The organism is Spirosoma endophyticum (assembly GCF_900112365.1).
Classification (GTDB): Bacteria; Bacteroidota; Bacteroidia; order Cytophagales; family Spirosomataceae; genus Spirosoma; species Spirosoma endophyticum.
Genome location: NZ_FOLQ01000038.1, coordinates 17,289 through 31,759, shown reverse-complemented (window position 1 = coordinate 31,759; position 14,471 = coordinate 17,289). Strand labels below are relative to the sequence as shown.

Below are 14,471 nucleotides of genomic sequence, written 5' to 3'. Positions count from 1 at the left end.
CACCTTATTTCCCACTTGTCAAGTAAAATTGAAAATATTTTTTATGCTTTACTTTCAATCGTTCTCGTGTAATTGATTGATTGCCAGTGATTTACTCTCTGTTTCTTAATCACCCTCATTGTTTGGGAGTGCAAAGGTAGCTGACTTATTTTAGCTTGTCAAGTAAAACAGAAAATAAATTTTCCCTATCTGTCTGTTGGCTACGCTTGCCGGTTGGTGGACAGGGCTGTTGGGCCCGGTTTGTCAACCGTTTTCCCTGATTTGGGACTGCAAAGGTAGGGGGCTGAAACGCCTTTGTCAAGGCCTTGGCGAAAAATAAACAGGCAGTTACCAAATAATATTTGGCAACTGCCCGCCAATCAGACACTTACAGCTGCTTAAAAGCTAAACTTTTTTCTTAAACACGTTTAAAAGTGATCTGAAGCCTACCAAAAACGGCTAAATGACCTATATACGGGCCATATGAATTATATTGCATCTTCCTTTTGTATCAGTCTATACGGTACAATTACCCTGCAATGAAAATTTTACATACTGCCGATTGGCACTTGGGAAAACGGCTACAGGATTTCCAACGGCTACAAGAGCAGCGAGACGTATTAGATGAGATCGTGCAACTCGCCGATCGTGAAGATGTGGATCTTGTTCTGGTGGCAGGCGATTTATTTGATACATTTAATCCCGACCCACAAGCGGAGGATCTATTATATAGTACGCTCAAAAAGTTGACAGCGAACGGTCGCAGGACGGTAATAGCTATTGCGGGTAACCATGACAATCCAGATCGTATTGAAGCACAGGACCATTTTGGTCGGGAGTGTGGGATTATCTTCGCAGGTTTTCCAAAGACAGAGGTGCACGCATATGAACTCAGTTGCGAAGCAAAATTACTTCAGTCGGCGCCGGGATTTATTGAGTTGAAGTTACCCAGGCACGAAGCACCGGTTCGTATTATCCTGACACCTTACGCCAATGAGAACCGGATGCGGTCTTATTTTGGTATGACTAGCCTTGATGATGAACTACGTCAGAGTCTGAAAGGTCATTGGGCTACGCTGGCCGATACGTATATGGATAATCACGGCATCAATTTGTTGGTAGCGCACTTATTCGTGATGAAACGGGGCGGAGAGCAGCCCGAAGAGTCGGATGATGAACGCAGCATTCTGCAGATTGGTGGTGCGTCGATGGTGTATACCGACATGATTCCTCCACAAATTCAATATGTAGCGCTGGGTCATTTGCATCGGTATCAGGAAATGAATGGCGGCCCCTGTCCTGTTATATATAGCAGCAGTCCGTTGGCCTATAGTTTCGCAGAAGCAGATCAGCAGAAATATGTGGTCCTGATTGACGCCGAACCCAACCAGGCAGTGACGGTTACCCCCATTTCGCTGACAGTTGGCAAGCGTTTGTTACGTCCCCGCTTCAAACGTGTGGATGAAGCCGTTGACTGGTTGACACAGAATCCGAATTGCTACGCTGAAATAACACTGCAAACGCCAACGTATCTGACAAGTGAAGAACGTAGGCAACTTCAGCAAGCCCATGAGTCGCTGGTGACTATCATTCCTGATGTGCGGGAAGTGGAAGAAGCAGAGCAGGAACCTATACAAGCTATTGATCTTACGCAAAGCATAGAAACGTTGTTTACAAGTTATTTTAAGAATGAGAACAAAGGTCAGGAGCCAAATGAGCGGCTTCTACACTTGTTCAAAGAGGTTTTAGCGACTGAAGCTGAATGATCCCCATTAAATTATCGATTCAAGGTCTTTATTCGTACCAAGACCAGGCATTACAGGAAATTGATTTCAAACAGCTAATTGCGTCGAGTGTATTTGGCATCTTCGGTAAGGTTGGCAGCGGAAAGACCTCTTTATTGGAGGCTATTAGCTTTGCCTTATACGGTGAAACAGAGCGATTGAACAGTCGTGATAATCGCCAGTATAACATGATGAATTTGAAATCGAAGCATCTGATTATTGACTTCGAATTTCAGGCTGGTCCCGAGCAGCAGTTGTATAAATTCGTTTATGAAGCTAAGCGACATCCAAAAAAACACCATGAAATAAATCCGGGTGAACGACGGATGTTTGTTCGGGAAGGCAACGACTGGAAACCCATCGGGAATGAAAAAGAGGACGTAGCAACCTTATCGAAGCAAATACTAGGGTTGGACTACCCTAACTTCAAGCGAACGATCATTATTCCGCAGAATCAGTTTAGGGAGTTTCTAGAACTCAGTCCAACTGACCGGACCAAGATGATGAACCAGTTATTCAAACTGGATCAGTATGATTTGGCCGGGCGGGTTAAGAAATTAAGTACAGCCAATAATGATCAACTGGCCGAACTGCGCGGGCTGCTTTCTCCGCTGGAGAACATAACGCCCGATGCCATTGAACAAGCAAAAACAGCCATTGCCTCCATTCAGAACGTAGTGGCCGAAACCGCCGATCAAATAGAGCAGCTTGAGCCGGGTGAACAACAATTATTGCATCTGCAAAAACAGAACGATTCGCTGGTATGGGCGCGTAGTGAACTGGATCAGTGGTTATCCCAGGAACCTACGTTTCGGAAGATTCAGCGGGATATAACGCTCTACGAGCAGTGCCGTTTGCTGTTCCAGGCTGATTTTTCAACTATAAAAACATTACAGAATCGGCAGGCTGAGCTGGCAAGTTCCGTCCAGAAAGCGCATAATCAGCTGGACGGTTTGAAGCAACTGCTGCCGTCGCTTCAAACAGCTTACACGGCAGCAAAGACGGCTTACGAAAATCGAGGAGCCATACAGAAGCAGATTGACGAGTTAGATACCGTTCAGCAAATCAGGACGTTGCAGGATTCAATTGAACGCTTGACGAAGAATCGGCTTGTTCTGGAATCTCAGATTACCCGTCAGAAAACCCAAATCGACCAACTTAAGGACGACCGAAAAAAGCACCAGACTAGCATTGATGACCAAGTTGGGCAGGAGTCGAATCTGGAACGGTTGTATAAGGTACAGAACTGGTTTGGGGTGTACAAGCCGCTAAAAAAACAGGCGGATACGCTTCAGGAGCAGATCGATTCGTATGATGCAAAAGTCAGTCAACTTAAGCAGCGAAAAGACGAATCATTAATCGGATTTCCATCTGAATGGGCAAATTTGACACTCAAAACCCTACCCGATCAGATCGATCAGGCCATTGATAAATTAAAGACAATTCAGGAAGAGCGCGAACTGGCTCATCAGCAAACACTTGTAAAACAAGAATTACTACGTTTTGCCAAAAGTCTGACCGATGGCGCCCCCTGCCCCTTGTGTGGTTCAATCCATCACCCCGCCAAACACAGCACAGAAACGGCCTCACCAGACGTAGCGAAGAGTGAAGAATCGCTCAAAAAAGTCAGGCAACGTATTGACGATATGACAACCCTCCGCCTGACCATTAAAGGGTTAGAAGCCGATCTGCGGAACGTATTGGACAACGGGAAACGGCTGACGAACGAACGGGGTGACATTATCCAACAACTTACCACGCACGAAGATCAGTTCAGTTGGCCGGAATTTTCCATTGACCAGGAAGGCGACGTGACCGAAGCCATCCGGAAGGAAAGTATAATTCAGAAACAGCTTCAGGATGCACAGAAAGCCGTTCGGGAGTTGAACAGACAACTCGACGAAGTAGAGGCTATTCTTAGCAAACATACCGACACGCTCAATAGCACGGGAAATGATATTGCCGGATTGGCGGGCCAACTCCAATTACAAATAGCCTCGCTCGAACATTACAAATTACCGGATGTAGAACAGTTGAGTTTGAGTCAGATTAACGATTTGCGCGATTCATTAACGCAACGGTACGAACAAACAAAAATAGATTTTGATGATGCGGATAAACGTCAGGGTGATGCCGAAAAAGAGCAGGCTGCTTTGCAGGAGCAAATCCTGCAACTGGCGAAACAGGCGACTGGCGTTACCAACGATATCACTACGTTACAGCAGACGATAGGCCAAAACCTAACCGACAACGGCCTGATTCGGGAACAGGTCGACCAAATACTACGTAGTGCGCTGAATGTAGAACAGGAAAGACAACGCGTAAAAGAATACGATGATAAGTTGATCGGCTTCCGGAAGTTAGTAATTGATCTGGAAACTGAACTGGCTAACCAACCATTTGACCAGGCCGCACTGACCGCTATTCAGGACCAGCTCAAAATCCTGCGTGAACAGAAAGACGCGTTAAACAAAGACCTCGGCAAGGCCGGAAACGTGCTGACTACGCTGGAGCAACAATGGGCAGAAAAGCAGAAACACCAGCAACGACACGACGAACTTGATCTCCGGCGGCAGGATTTGAAGAAAATGGACGAGATGTTCCGGGCGCAGGGCTTTGTTAATTATGTTTCGTCGGTCTATCTAAAAAACCTATGTGAGTCGGCCAATGAGCGTTTTTTCAAGCTCACAAACAATCAATTGAAGCTGGAATTAGACGATAAAAATAATTTTCTGGTACGCGATTACCTCAACGGGGGCGAAGTCCGAAGTGTGAAAACCTTATCGGGCGGCCAGACCTTCCAGGCAGCTTTGTCGCTGGCGCTGGCCTTATCAGACAATATTCAGCATCTGACAAAAGCTAAACAGAATCTATTTTTCCTGGATGAAGGTTTCGGCACGCTGGATAAAGATTCGTTGCAAACGGTGTTCAAAACGCTGAAAGCACTACGTTCCGAAAACCGGGTTGTGGGTATTATCTCGCACGTTGAAGAGCTTCAGCAGGAAGTGGATGTTTATATTCGGGCGGAAGCATCCGAAAACGGCAGCCGGATTACACGGAGCTGGGACATGTAAATACTATTAATTTTTGTCATTCCGCCCAAGGAGGAATCTTCGGCTGGGGCTTTTCCCTTCTGTTCGCGAAAATTCCTCCTTGGGCGGAATGACAGAAGGACTACAGACTAATCTGCTTTACGCCCCAATGCTCCACGATTTTTCCGTCGGTCAAGCGAAAAACGTCATAGAACGTAGTGTTCTTCTGATTTAGCTTCCCTTCCGATTGAACGACAACAAAATTGCCTTCGCCAATAAGCAGGTCTATCTTTTCAATAGACATACTGTCCGATTTATAAGCTAAGTAATCCTTCAGTCCAATTAGGCCGTTACTGATTTCTGGACAGTGCTGAATCAGATCAGGAGCTACGAAATCGGACATTGCTTCGAGTTGCTTATTGACGAAAACCCGCTGATAAAAATCTTTCACAACTGCCTTATTACTGACGGCCAAATCAGCATCGCCAGGCGCTACATCGCCATCCATCATGGCATGGCCGTTTAGCGTCGTTTCGGGCTGATCCTGAAGGGCATCCCAATGTTCTACTACTTGTCCAGCCCGGAACCGGAAGATGTCGACCACAACTTTCTGCTTGCCATCCCAACCAAAACTCATGTTCGTCACGACGTAGTCACCTTCGGCTAGTAAGCGCATGAAGGGCGTTGACGTAGTGGCTGGTTTCGGCATCTGTTTCATATAATGGAGAGCTTCCAGAAGGCCCGCTTTACCAGGTTTCACCGCCGAACTATGCTGGATATAATCGTCGGCTACTATTTCCTCAGCAAAAGCGATATCGCCCTGACTTACGGCCCGCCGATAGAAATCCCGGACAATTGATTTATTTATATCTTCCTGTTTCATGAGATTCTTTTTATTAGAAATTAATGGATTAGTCGTTCTGGAACACGACAGTATCAGGGCAACTGCTACGTATAGCGAGCCCATGATGAAATTTCATCGATACAAAAATTTAAATGGAAAAATGACCTGAAACTCATCGCGAGAATGTGATGAGCCAAATGCTGAGATGATCAGCAACACAGAAACGTCCTACCTGCCTAAGGTGGAGTGTCTGGTTAAGGTCTGCGGTATGTGATGATACGTATCAGGGTGGTAAAGTTAACAAATCTTGAAACCGATTTAGAAATGGTATAGCTTTTTTACTTTTACCCGATAAACAACCCAAATCATTCCGATGAAAAAACCGGCTACATTCTTCATTCTTGGCTGTATGGTGTTGGCTGGCTGCCGTTCCACTAAGCAGGAAACATCCAATACGCAGAAGCCTATTACAACAATTGCTTTTGGTTCATGCAGTCGGCAGAGTCTTCCACAACCGCTTTGGGACGATATTGTCGCGCAGAAACCCGATGTCTGGGTCTGGCTCGGTGACAATATTTATGGTGATTCGGAGAATATGGACACGTTGCGGGCCAAATATTCCGTACAAAAAGCGAATCCGGTTTATCAGCAACTGCGGCAATCGACACCGATTATTGGCGTTTGGGATGATCATGACTACGGTGTCAACGATGGTGGCAAGGAATATTCCAAACGGAAAGAAAGTCAGCAGGTCATGCTCGATTTTCTGGACGTACCAGCCGATAGTCCGCTACGTACGCAGGAAGGCGCTTACTCCATGCATGCGTATGGCCCGAAAGGACAACGAGTCAAAGTGATTCTGCTGGATGCCCGCTATTTCCGCGACCCGTTGAAGAAGGATGGGAAAGCAAACGTACCTGATCCCTCCGGCGATATGCTGGGCGAAACCCAATGGAAATGGCTGGAAAACGAGCTTACGAATTCCGATGCCGACATTCACATTATTGGTAGTGGCGTTCAGGTGCTCCCCGAAGAGCATGTTTATGAGAAGTGGGCCAATTTCCCTACTGCCCGCAAACGACTGTTGGATCTGTTGAGCAAAACGAAACCCAAAGGCGCTATGCTGATTAGTGGTGACCGGCACATGGCCGAAGTTTCGAAAGTGAACGTGCCAGGCTTACCGTATGATCTGTTCGATATTACGAGTAGCGGATTAACCCACGTATCAGCCCCGCATGAGGAAGCAAACCGGCATCGCATTGGCGAAATCGTATCCAAACTTAACTACGGCGTTATTACAGTCAACTGGAACGACAAGCCGTTGACGGCTACCGTTAAGATCAACGGCGACAATCAGGCAACGTATCTGACCCAGAAAATTACGTTTTAAGCTACATGGAACACCGGGTTAAAACCTGGCGCAATGATTCATTTAGGTAAGCGGTGTGCGTTTGGGCGTACACCGCTAAGGCACTGGGGAGGTACGGAAAGTAGTCCATAATCTCATCTATTCTGGCCAGCAACTCACTCAGCTGGACGTGTCAGATGGATCGTATGTGACTTACAGCTTCGATGGCGACAACGTTAGCCGCTCGGAAGAATTTAGCGTCAATGGCAAATTAGTGGCAACGATAACGTATCAATATTTCCCGGACAATCGCCTGAAACGGGTGGAAGAAACGAATATAGGTGGAGCCAGGAAAATAGAAACAGCAATGACCTTTGCCTATGACAACAAGGAGAATTTGATGCAAATGGTCGATCTCACCAAGTACCCTGAAACAGGAACATATCAGGTAGAAATGGTAACGCGCTACACAAACTATGATTCAAAAAAGAATGTCTCCGATCTGTGGACGCTGTATCCCATTCTACCGACTGTCACGCTTCAGGTGAATAACGCAGCGACAGTCACTCAGTACATAGAAGGACCGGATGGGGCTGAAATGCTGTTTCATACGTCGCAATACGTGTATCAATACAATGCGCAGGGCTACCCCACTTCGCACACGCATACCGATCCGGGTGGTACGCTGACGGCAACGTACTCATACGTCACGGCGCAATAAGTCAGCTTGGGGTAGTCAAAACCCATTAAAACGCAGAAAGGAGGGAAGATTCGTAGTGTACCTTCCCTCCTTTCTGGGTTTTAATTCGTTATTGTTTATTGATCAACTCCATCACTTCTTCGGAGATTCCCGTGTTTGAGAAGCCGCCATCATGATACAGATTCTGCATCGTAACCATGCGGGTCAGGTCGGAGAACAGGGTCACTACGTAGTCAGCGCATTGATCGGCGGTAGCATTGCCTAACGGCGCCGTTTTGTCGGCAAAATCATAGAACTTATCAAATCCCCCGATACCTCCGCCCGCTGTTGTCGGCGTTGGCGATTGCGAAACGGTATTCACCCGCACCTTATGCGATTTGCCATAACGATACCCGAAACTACGGGCAATCGACTCCAGAACGGCCTTAGCATCAGCCATGTCGGTGTAAAACGGAAATGTTCGCTGAGCCGCCATGTACGTTAGCGCAACGACCGATCCCCATTCATTAATCGCATCCAGTTTATAAGCCGTCTGCAACATCTTGTGAAACGACAACGCCGAAATGTCGATGCTTTGCTTGAACCAATCGTAGTTAAGATCCGTGTATTGTTTCCCTTTGCGAATGTTTGGGCTCATGCCGATGCTGTGCAGCACGAAATCCACTTTGCCGCCCAATACCTCCTGCGATTTTGTGAACAGATTTTCGAGATCCTCGACCGACGTAGCATCAGCCGGAATAATTTCGGCGTTGCATTGCTCGGCAAGTTGTTTGATAGCGCCCATGCGCATCGCAATCGGCGCGTTGGTGAGCGTAAACGTAGCACCTTCTTCTTTCGCTTTCAGAGCGACTTTCCAGGCGATTGATTTTTCGTCTAAGGCACCGGAAATGATGCCGCGTTTTCCCTTCAGTAATCCGTAGGACATTGTCTAGGTTTTCAGTTTTTCGGTTTACAGTTTTCTATATTTCACCCGGAAGGTTAAAGCAGAAAAAACTGCATCTTTTACTATGGCTATTTTTTCCTCTGTACCGAAGATTCCCCGTTCATCGGAATGACAAAAATAGTTTATTTTTTCGGGCGGAGAGTCAGTAAAGGAGCTGGCGTAGATACTGGCTTCAACTTCAATACGTTTTCCATGAATGTTAAGGTACGCTGATACACGCCGTTTATGTCGCCGGACGTGAAATGTGAGGCAATTACATGCGCCCCTGCCTCGGGAAAATCGACCTTTTCCTTCTTATTAGCCGGGGTACCTAGCTGGTCAAACATATTCAACATAGCAGGCACTGATACTACGTTGTCCTGATGGTCCTCATCTTTATAATAGTAGCCCATAAAAACGGGTTGTTTCACCTTTCGAAATTGATCGGGCGTCATCCACTCGTCGAGCATCGTTTGCAACGTAATTAATCCATTCGTGTGATACTGAGGCAACCAATAGCGAATACGGCCCGGCTGATCGTAGGAATTGACGACATGCTCCCCCCCAAATACCTGGCTAAGAATTTGCTTACCCCAGGGCCCTGTAACAAGTTTCAGGGCTGGATTAGCCGTAGCAATACAAGGCGAATATAAGACAAGACCCTCTATTTCAGGATGATGGGCAGCCAGATAAAGCGCCAGCATCCCACCTGCCGACGTACCCATAATGATTACGTTCTCGCCTAACTGTTTACCAATCGCCAAAGCCCGCTCGGCCGAACCCGCATAATTCGATGGTGTTAAATCTTTAAAGGCATCGGGTGAATTGACGCCATGTTCGTGGGTACGGGCGAGGTACAAATTACAACCGAAATAGTTAGCCAGTTGCTTATGAACCGGATCGCCCTCCGCCCAGCTTGCCCCAAAACCAGGAATATAAACTATACTATAGGGCGTTTTGACCTTATGGGAACTATCGGCCCACACAATGCGGGCTTCGTTATCAGGGCGCAGGTTTGACTTCTGTTCAGCATCGGAAATGCCTTGTTCCAGCTTCACTAAGTCGGGATCAAGCATGATAGGTTCATCTTTGATTGCGTCAGGATGCGCTGAAGGACCCAGGAAATAGCCAACGACGATAACGGCCAGCAGCAGCCCGGAAATAGTTAAAAACCGTTTCATACGTATTCCTTAATGTCCATTCTGATACGCCAGTCTTTCGGCAGATAATTATTTACCCGATTGCCAACGCCTTTTACCCAACCCAAATTCAGACCGTTATATTGCGCTAACAGCCAGCCTTTAACAGGCTCATCGAACACCAGATTTTCTTTCTTAAAGTACCGAAGTGCATCTTCCTTACTCAAGGCCAAAGCCGGTAAATCCCGATTAATGGCGGTACTCAGGGCAAGCGCGTGAGAAGGAATAAAATCCTGCCCTTTAAACTGACCCATTTCCAGACCAAATCCTTTATTATGGATGGCACTGTCCAAGAAAAGGAACGTCTTTTCCAGCGCTTTTGGCAGAGCCATTACGTCGCCGTTGGGTTTCTCCCAGAATGAAAAATCGGCAGGGTTCTGGAGCCACTTTGCCGCCGATGCCGCTTCACGGGGACGTAGCGCCCGAATGCTGCGAAACGTACGGGCATCCAGCTTTACCGTCGCCGTGAATGCTGTTTTCGTAAAAACACTAATAAAAAACCCTTCGCCCCGGACCTTATGCGGGTAACACTGATACCCAACTGTATTACCTGCCTGCTTTTCTACTACGTTCCATTCGACCGGCAATTCGAGCGCCCGATTCCGAAAACCATTCGCAGCCAGATAGCGAAGGTTATCCGTATTTTCAGCGTCATTATAAGTACAGGTGCTATAAATCAAAATACCGCCTTCATCCAGCAAGAGCGCGGCTGCAGCCAGAATCCGTTTTTGTCGAGCGGAACAAAGTTGTACGTTCTCTTCCGACCATTCGTCCATGGCATCAGGATCTTTACGAAATAATCCTTCGCCCGAACAAGGTGCATCGACCAGAACGACATCGAAAAATCCCGCCAGATTGGTCATTTGTTCGGGGTCGTGGTTACTGGCCACTACGTTGGGGTAGCCCCATTTTTCCAGATTTTCGCGTAAGACCGACACCCGGCTGCGAATCACCTCGTTACAAACCAGTAAACTATCAGGATGCAGGGCCGAAGCCAGTAACGTACTTTTCCCTCCCGGTGCCGCACACAAATCGAGCACCCGCAACGGCCTATTAAGCTTGGTGGTCTGCTGAAGCACTTCAGCCAGCAACATAGACGACGCTTCCTGCACGTAGTAAGCACCAGCCTGAAACAAGGGATCGAGCGTAAAACTGGGGCGTTCTGGTAAGTAAAATCCTTCAGGACACCAGGGAACGGGCTCTAAATCAGTCGTACTATAAACATTCTTGCGCGGATTTATGCGAATGCTTACGGGTACCGCCTGCGCCAGTGCGGCCTCAAATCCGGTAAAAGCTGGACCTAACTCGGCTTCCATCTGCGCCCGAAACGCTTTAGGCAACCCAGCCGGAGAAATTCCATCTGAGGGCTTTCCGGCCGAAGGCCGTTCGTGAGTAGTCATTCGACAAAAATACGGAACAGTCAGCCGGTTTTCACTAAACTTGCAGCATGGCAGCGATACAAGCCCAATTCAGGCAAATAAAAACGTTCATTCTCGATGTAGACGGCGTACTTACCGACGGCAGTGTCAACTTACTAGCTTCAGGCGAACGATTTCGTACCGTTTTCATACGGGACACTTACGCCATTGAACAAGCATTGAAGGCTGGCTTTCGGGTTGGCATTTTGTCGTCATCGAGTTCGGAAGGTGTTCGTAACTGGCTAATCGCCATGCAGGTGAAAGACATTTTCATGGGTGGTCCAAGCGATCAGAAAATAAATGCGTACCTCGGCTACATTGCCCGCGACGGTTTGAATGAAGCTGAAATCCTGTACATGGGCGATGATCTGCCCGACTTCTCCATTTTAAGCCGCCCGAACGTAGTAAGCACCTGCCCCGCTGACGCCGTTGATGAGATTCGGGCTGTTTGTCAGTACGTATCACCTAAATCAGGTGGTCGTGGCGCCGTTCGGGATGTAATTGAGCAGGTAATGAAAGCGCAGGGAAAGTGGGGTATTTGAAAAACGAATAAGGATATAATGAATAATTGAAAATGTTGCGCTATTCATTTGCCATTATACATCCTAAAGTATACATCTCTTAAAATGAACAAGTTAGCCGAACGCGATCAGGCCGTTATCTGGCATCCGTTCACGCAAATGCAGACAGCTCCGTTGCCTGTGCCCATTGTGCGGGGTGCAGGCTCGATACTGTATGGTGCCGACGGTCGCGAATACCTGGACATGATTTCATCGTGGTGGGTGAATCTGCACGGCCACGCTCATCCATACATTGCTCAACGAATATCGGAGCAACTTCAAACGTTGGAACATGTCATTTTCGCGGGTTTCACACACCAGCCTGCCGTTGAGTTAGCGGAACGGCTCTTAGAAATTCTACCGCGAAATCAGGCAAAGATTTTTTATTCAGACAACGGCTCAACAGCGGTTGAAGTAGCTTTGAAAATGGCCTTTCAATACTGGCACAATCTGGGCCAACCACGCAAAAAAGTAGTTGCATTGGAGAATGCTTATCATGGCGATACGTTCGGTGCCATGGCGGTGAGCGGACGTAGTGCTTTCACGGCACCATTTGTTCCCTTTTTGTTCGACGTCGAATACTTGACAGTGCCTACAGCTGGACAGGAAGCCGACGTATTGAAACAGGCCGAAACACTGTTTACAAACGATGTAGCGGCTTTCATCGTTGAGCCGCTGGTTCAGGGTTCGGGTGGTATGGTTATGTATGAACCGGCTTTTCTGGACGAGCTATTTCAAGTGGCACGGCGTCATGATTCGCTCATTATCGCTGATGAAGTGATGACGGGCTTCGGCCGAACAGGCAAACTGTTTGCGATAGACTACCTGCAAGCTAAGCCTGACCTAATGTGTTTGTCGAAAGGCCTAACCGGGGGAACAATGGCGTTGGGCGTGACCTCATGCTCTCAAGCCCTTTACGACGCATTTCTTTCCGATGACAAGTTCAAGACACTATTTCACGGTCACTCATTCACGGCCAATCCTCTTGCCTGCACGGCTGCGTTGGCTAGTATGGACTTACTACTATTACCTGAAACACAGGCAAACATCCAACGTATTGCGAAACGCCACACCGAATTTGTGCATGAGTTAACCAATTATACAATCGTTGCCAATATTCGTCAACGAGGTACGCTACTTGCTTTCGAGTTGAACGTGGGTACTCAGACATCCTACTTCAACGACATCCGCGACACGGCCTATAACTTTCTGATGGACTGTGGTATATTGATGCGTCCGCTAGGGAATGTATTGTATCTAATGCCACCCTATTGCACAACTGACGAGCAATTGACATATGTCTATAAACAAGTAAAAGCCTTATTAACTGTCATCTGAATAGCTACAGCTTGACATTTAGGTTTTAATCAATCACCTTTGTCAGACCAATGCGGGAGTAGCTCAGTTGGTAGAGCGGCAGCTTCCCAAGCTGCAGGCCGTGGGTTCGAACCCCATTTCCCGCTCAAGAGTAAGCCCTTCGCAATGAGCCAGTTAGATAGATTTCTAGCTGGCTTTTTCTGTAATTGAAAAGATACAGGTACAACCCTAGGTACAACATTTGTAGGATTGCTCTAAGCTATTTATAAGCTATTTTATGGTAGATAGTAGAGTCCAGGAATTGGCTGTACGCTTTAAAAATTATTTTATCCGAATATAATCGATCCTAAGGCCGTAGCAATTTCTGTTTTCTGACTGGCAATTGTAGGGTCCTTATATAGCTCTACCATCTTGCTATTAAAAAAAGTATTTGTTTACGCCTTCACTTTTTTCACTTTCACCACTATTGAAAAGCGCCTGACTGCATGAAGCATTGTTTCCGTCTCCTTATTGGTCTCTTACTAATCCTTTCACTCGACCAGTGTAAAAAACCATCTGTTCCTGTTCAGGCCTACACCACCCCCACTCGCGACGATAACATGGCGCTAGGTAATCCCGACGGAGCCAGGGCCTCAGAGTCCAGCCCTAATGCGTACCTAATCATCCGCGCTACGTACTCACTTTCGTATAACCAGTCTACGGGTATCGCTAATTGGTGTAGCTGGCATTTAAGCTCAGCCTGGAAAGGATCGGCAACGCGCTACGCAGGTAACTTCATTCCAGAGACGCTCCTACCTTCTGGCTGGTACGTCGCCAGGCATGCGGATTACACTAATACCGGATTTGATCGTGGCCACCTATGCCCGTCGGATGATCGGGACAGTACAGCTGAGGAAAACAAGACCACATTTATCCTATCCAACATTGTGCCCCAGGCACCTCAACTCAACCGCCAATCCTGGCTACGGCTGGAGGACTACGCCCGGACGCTGGTGGCCCAGGGAAATGAACTCTACATTATTGCTGGAACAGCGGGGAAAGGTGGTGAGGGTGACAACGGCAAGGCAATTAGTATTGCTAGTAGCAAACTAAGCGTTCCTGCTGCTCTGTGGAAGGTGATCGTGGTATTGCCGGTAGGATCGGACGATGTGAATAGGATTAACGCGCAAACACGAGTTATTGCGGTCTGGATGCCAAATACAAATGCGACGGGTGAAGGAGCGTGGGGAAGCTACCTGGTAAGCGTGGACGAGCTGGAAAAGCAGACGGGCTATAATCTGCTGTCAAACGTACCGGAGAATGTGCAGAAAGTGATTGAAGCCAAAATAGATAAGTAATTCAATTTGATATTTTTACCTATCATTTGAA

11 protein-coding genes and 1 tRNA gene are annotated in these 14,471 nt (G+C 47.3%); 8 read left to right on the top strand and 4 right to left on the bottom strand.

What is annotated here, in order from left to right; genetic code table 11:
- Positions 1-518 precede the first annotated feature (518 nt).
- Both BM202_RS34305 and BM202_RS34300 read left to right on the top strand, forming a co-directional pair.
- The gene (locus BM202_RS34305) at positions 519-1,745 is read left to right on the top strand and encodes a metallophosphoesterase family protein (RefSeq protein ID WP_093834772.1); all 1,227 of its coding nucleotides are present in this window, start codon (positions 519-521) and stop codon (positions 1,743-1,745) included.
- Positions 1,742-4,837, top strand: a complete 3,096-nt coding sequence (locus tag BM202_RS34300; RefSeq protein ID WP_093834770.1) for an AAA family ATPase — start codon at positions 1,742-1,744, stop codon at positions 4,835-4,837. Before BM202_RS34305 ends, BM202_RS34300 begins: the two co-directional genes overlap by 4 nt.
- A gap of 100 nt (positions 4,838-4,937) precedes the next feature.
- On the opposite strand, the gene BM202_RS34295 is transcribed toward BM202_RS34300, so the two are convergent.
- Positions 4,938-5,678 (bottom strand): nuclear transport factor 2 family protein, encoded by a 741-nt coding sequence (locus tag BM202_RS34295; protein ID WP_093834768.1) that lies wholly within the window; start codon positions 5,676-5,678, stop codon positions 4,938-4,940.
- A gap of 370 nt (positions 5,679-6,048) precedes the next feature.
- Between BM202_RS34295 and BM202_RS34290 the strand changes: the two genes are divergently transcribed.
- Both BM202_RS34290 and BM202_RS34285 read left to right on the top strand, forming a co-directional pair.
- On the top strand, positions 6,049-7,029 hold the full coding sequence (locus BM202_RS34290; RefSeq protein ID WP_394333824.1) for an alkaline phosphatase D family protein: 981 nt from the start codon (positions 6,049-6,051) through the stop codon (positions 7,027-7,029).
- Positions 7,030-7,195: 166 nt separating this feature from the next.
- The gene (locus BM202_RS34285) at positions 7,196-7,708 is read left to right on the top strand and encodes a hypothetical protein (protein WP_143100855.1); all 513 of its coding nucleotides are present in this window, start codon (positions 7,196-7,198) and stop codon (positions 7,706-7,708) included.
- An 88-nt stretch (positions 7,709-7,796) separates the two neighbouring features.
- Here BM202_RS34285 and BM202_RS34280 read toward each other — a convergent pair whose 3' ends face one another.
- The 3 genes from BM202_RS34280 to BM202_RS34270 form a co-directional block, all read right to left on the bottom strand.
- Entirely contained in the window at positions 7,797-8,612 is an 816-nt protein-coding gene (locus BM202_RS34280) for an enoyl-ACP reductase FabI (RefSeq protein ID WP_093834762.1), read from the bottom strand.
- 140 nt (positions 8,613-8,752) lie between these two features.
- On the bottom strand, positions 8,753-9,790 hold the full coding sequence (locus BM202_RS34275) for an alpha/beta hydrolase (protein WP_093834760.1): 1,038 nt from the start codon (positions 9,788-9,790) through the stop codon (positions 8,753-8,755).
- Positions 9,787-11,208: a methyltransferase RsmF C-terminal domain-like protein gene (locus BM202_RS34270; protein WP_093834758.1), complete on the bottom strand. Its 1,422-nt coding sequence runs from the start codon at positions 11,206-11,208 to the stop codon at positions 9,787-9,789. The genes BM202_RS34275 and BM202_RS34270 overlap by 4 nt, the downstream gene beginning before the upstream one ends.
- A gap of 47 nt (positions 11,209-11,255) precedes the next feature.
- On the opposite strand from BM202_RS34270, the gene BM202_RS34265 reads away from it, so the two are divergent.
- The 4 genes from BM202_RS34265 to BM202_RS34250 all read left to right on the top strand — a co-directional run bounded on the left by BM202_RS34265 (position 11,256) and on the right by BM202_RS34250 (position 14,440).
- Positions 11,256-11,768, top strand: coding sequence for a KdsC family phosphatase (locus BM202_RS34265; protein WP_093834756.1), 513 nt, complete (start codon positions 11,256-11,258; stop codon positions 11,766-11,768).
- 84 nt (positions 11,769-11,852) lie between these two features.
- On the top strand, positions 11,853-13,124 hold the full coding sequence (bioA, locus tag BM202_RS34260) for an adenosylmethionine--8-amino-7-oxononanoate transaminase (RefSeq protein WP_093834754.1): 1,272 nt from the start codon (positions 11,853-11,855) through the stop codon (positions 13,122-13,124).
- A gap of 52 nt (positions 13,125-13,176) precedes the next feature.
- Positions 13,177-13,249, top strand: a tRNA-Gly gene (locus BM202_RS34255).
- A 339-nt stretch (positions 13,250-13,588) separates the two neighbouring features.
- On the top strand, positions 13,589-14,440 hold the full coding sequence (locus BM202_RS34250; RefSeq protein WP_177236804.1) for a DNA/RNA non-specific endonuclease: 852 nt from the start codon (positions 13,589-13,591) through the stop codon (positions 14,438-14,440).
- Positions 14,441-14,471: the final 31 nt, after the last annotated feature.

Coding starts and splice junctions, on each gene's coding strand:
- BM202_RS34305 (WP_093834772.1), top strand. CDS start 519: ATGAAAATTTTACATACTGCCGATTGGCACTTGGGAAAACGGCTACAG.
- BM202_RS34300 (WP_093834770.1), top strand. CDS start 1,742: ATGATCCCCATTAAATTATCGATTCAAGGTCTTTATTCGTACCAAGAC.
- BM202_RS34295 (WP_093834768.1), bottom strand. CDS start 5,678: ATGAAACAGGAAGATATAAATAAATCAATTGTCCGGGATTTCTATCGG.
- BM202_RS34290 (WP_394333824.1), top strand. CDS start 6,049: ATGGTGTTGGCTGGCTGCCGTTCCACTAAGCAGGAAACATCCAATACG.
- BM202_RS34280 (WP_093834762.1), bottom strand. CDS start 8,612: ATGTCCTACGGATTACTGAAGGGAAAACGCGGCATCATTTCCGGTGCC.
- BM202_RS34275 (WP_093834760.1), bottom strand. CDS start 9,790: ATGAAACGGTTTTTAACTATTTCCGGGCTGCTGCTGGCCGTTATCGTC.
- BM202_RS34270 (WP_093834758.1), bottom strand. CDS start 11,208: ATGACTACTCACGAACGGCCTTCGGCCGGAAAGCCCTCAGATGGAATT.
- BM202_RS34265 (WP_093834756.1), top strand. CDS start 11,256: ATGGCAGCGATACAAGCCCAATTCAGGCAAATAAAAACGTTCATTCTC.
- bioA (WP_093834754.1), top strand. CDS start 11,853: ATGAACAAGTTAGCCGAACGCGATCAGGCCGTTATCTGGCATCCGTTC.
- BM202_RS34250 (WP_177236804.1), top strand. CDS start 13,589: ATGAAGCATTGTTTCCGTCTCCTTATTGGTCTCTTACTAATCCTTTCA.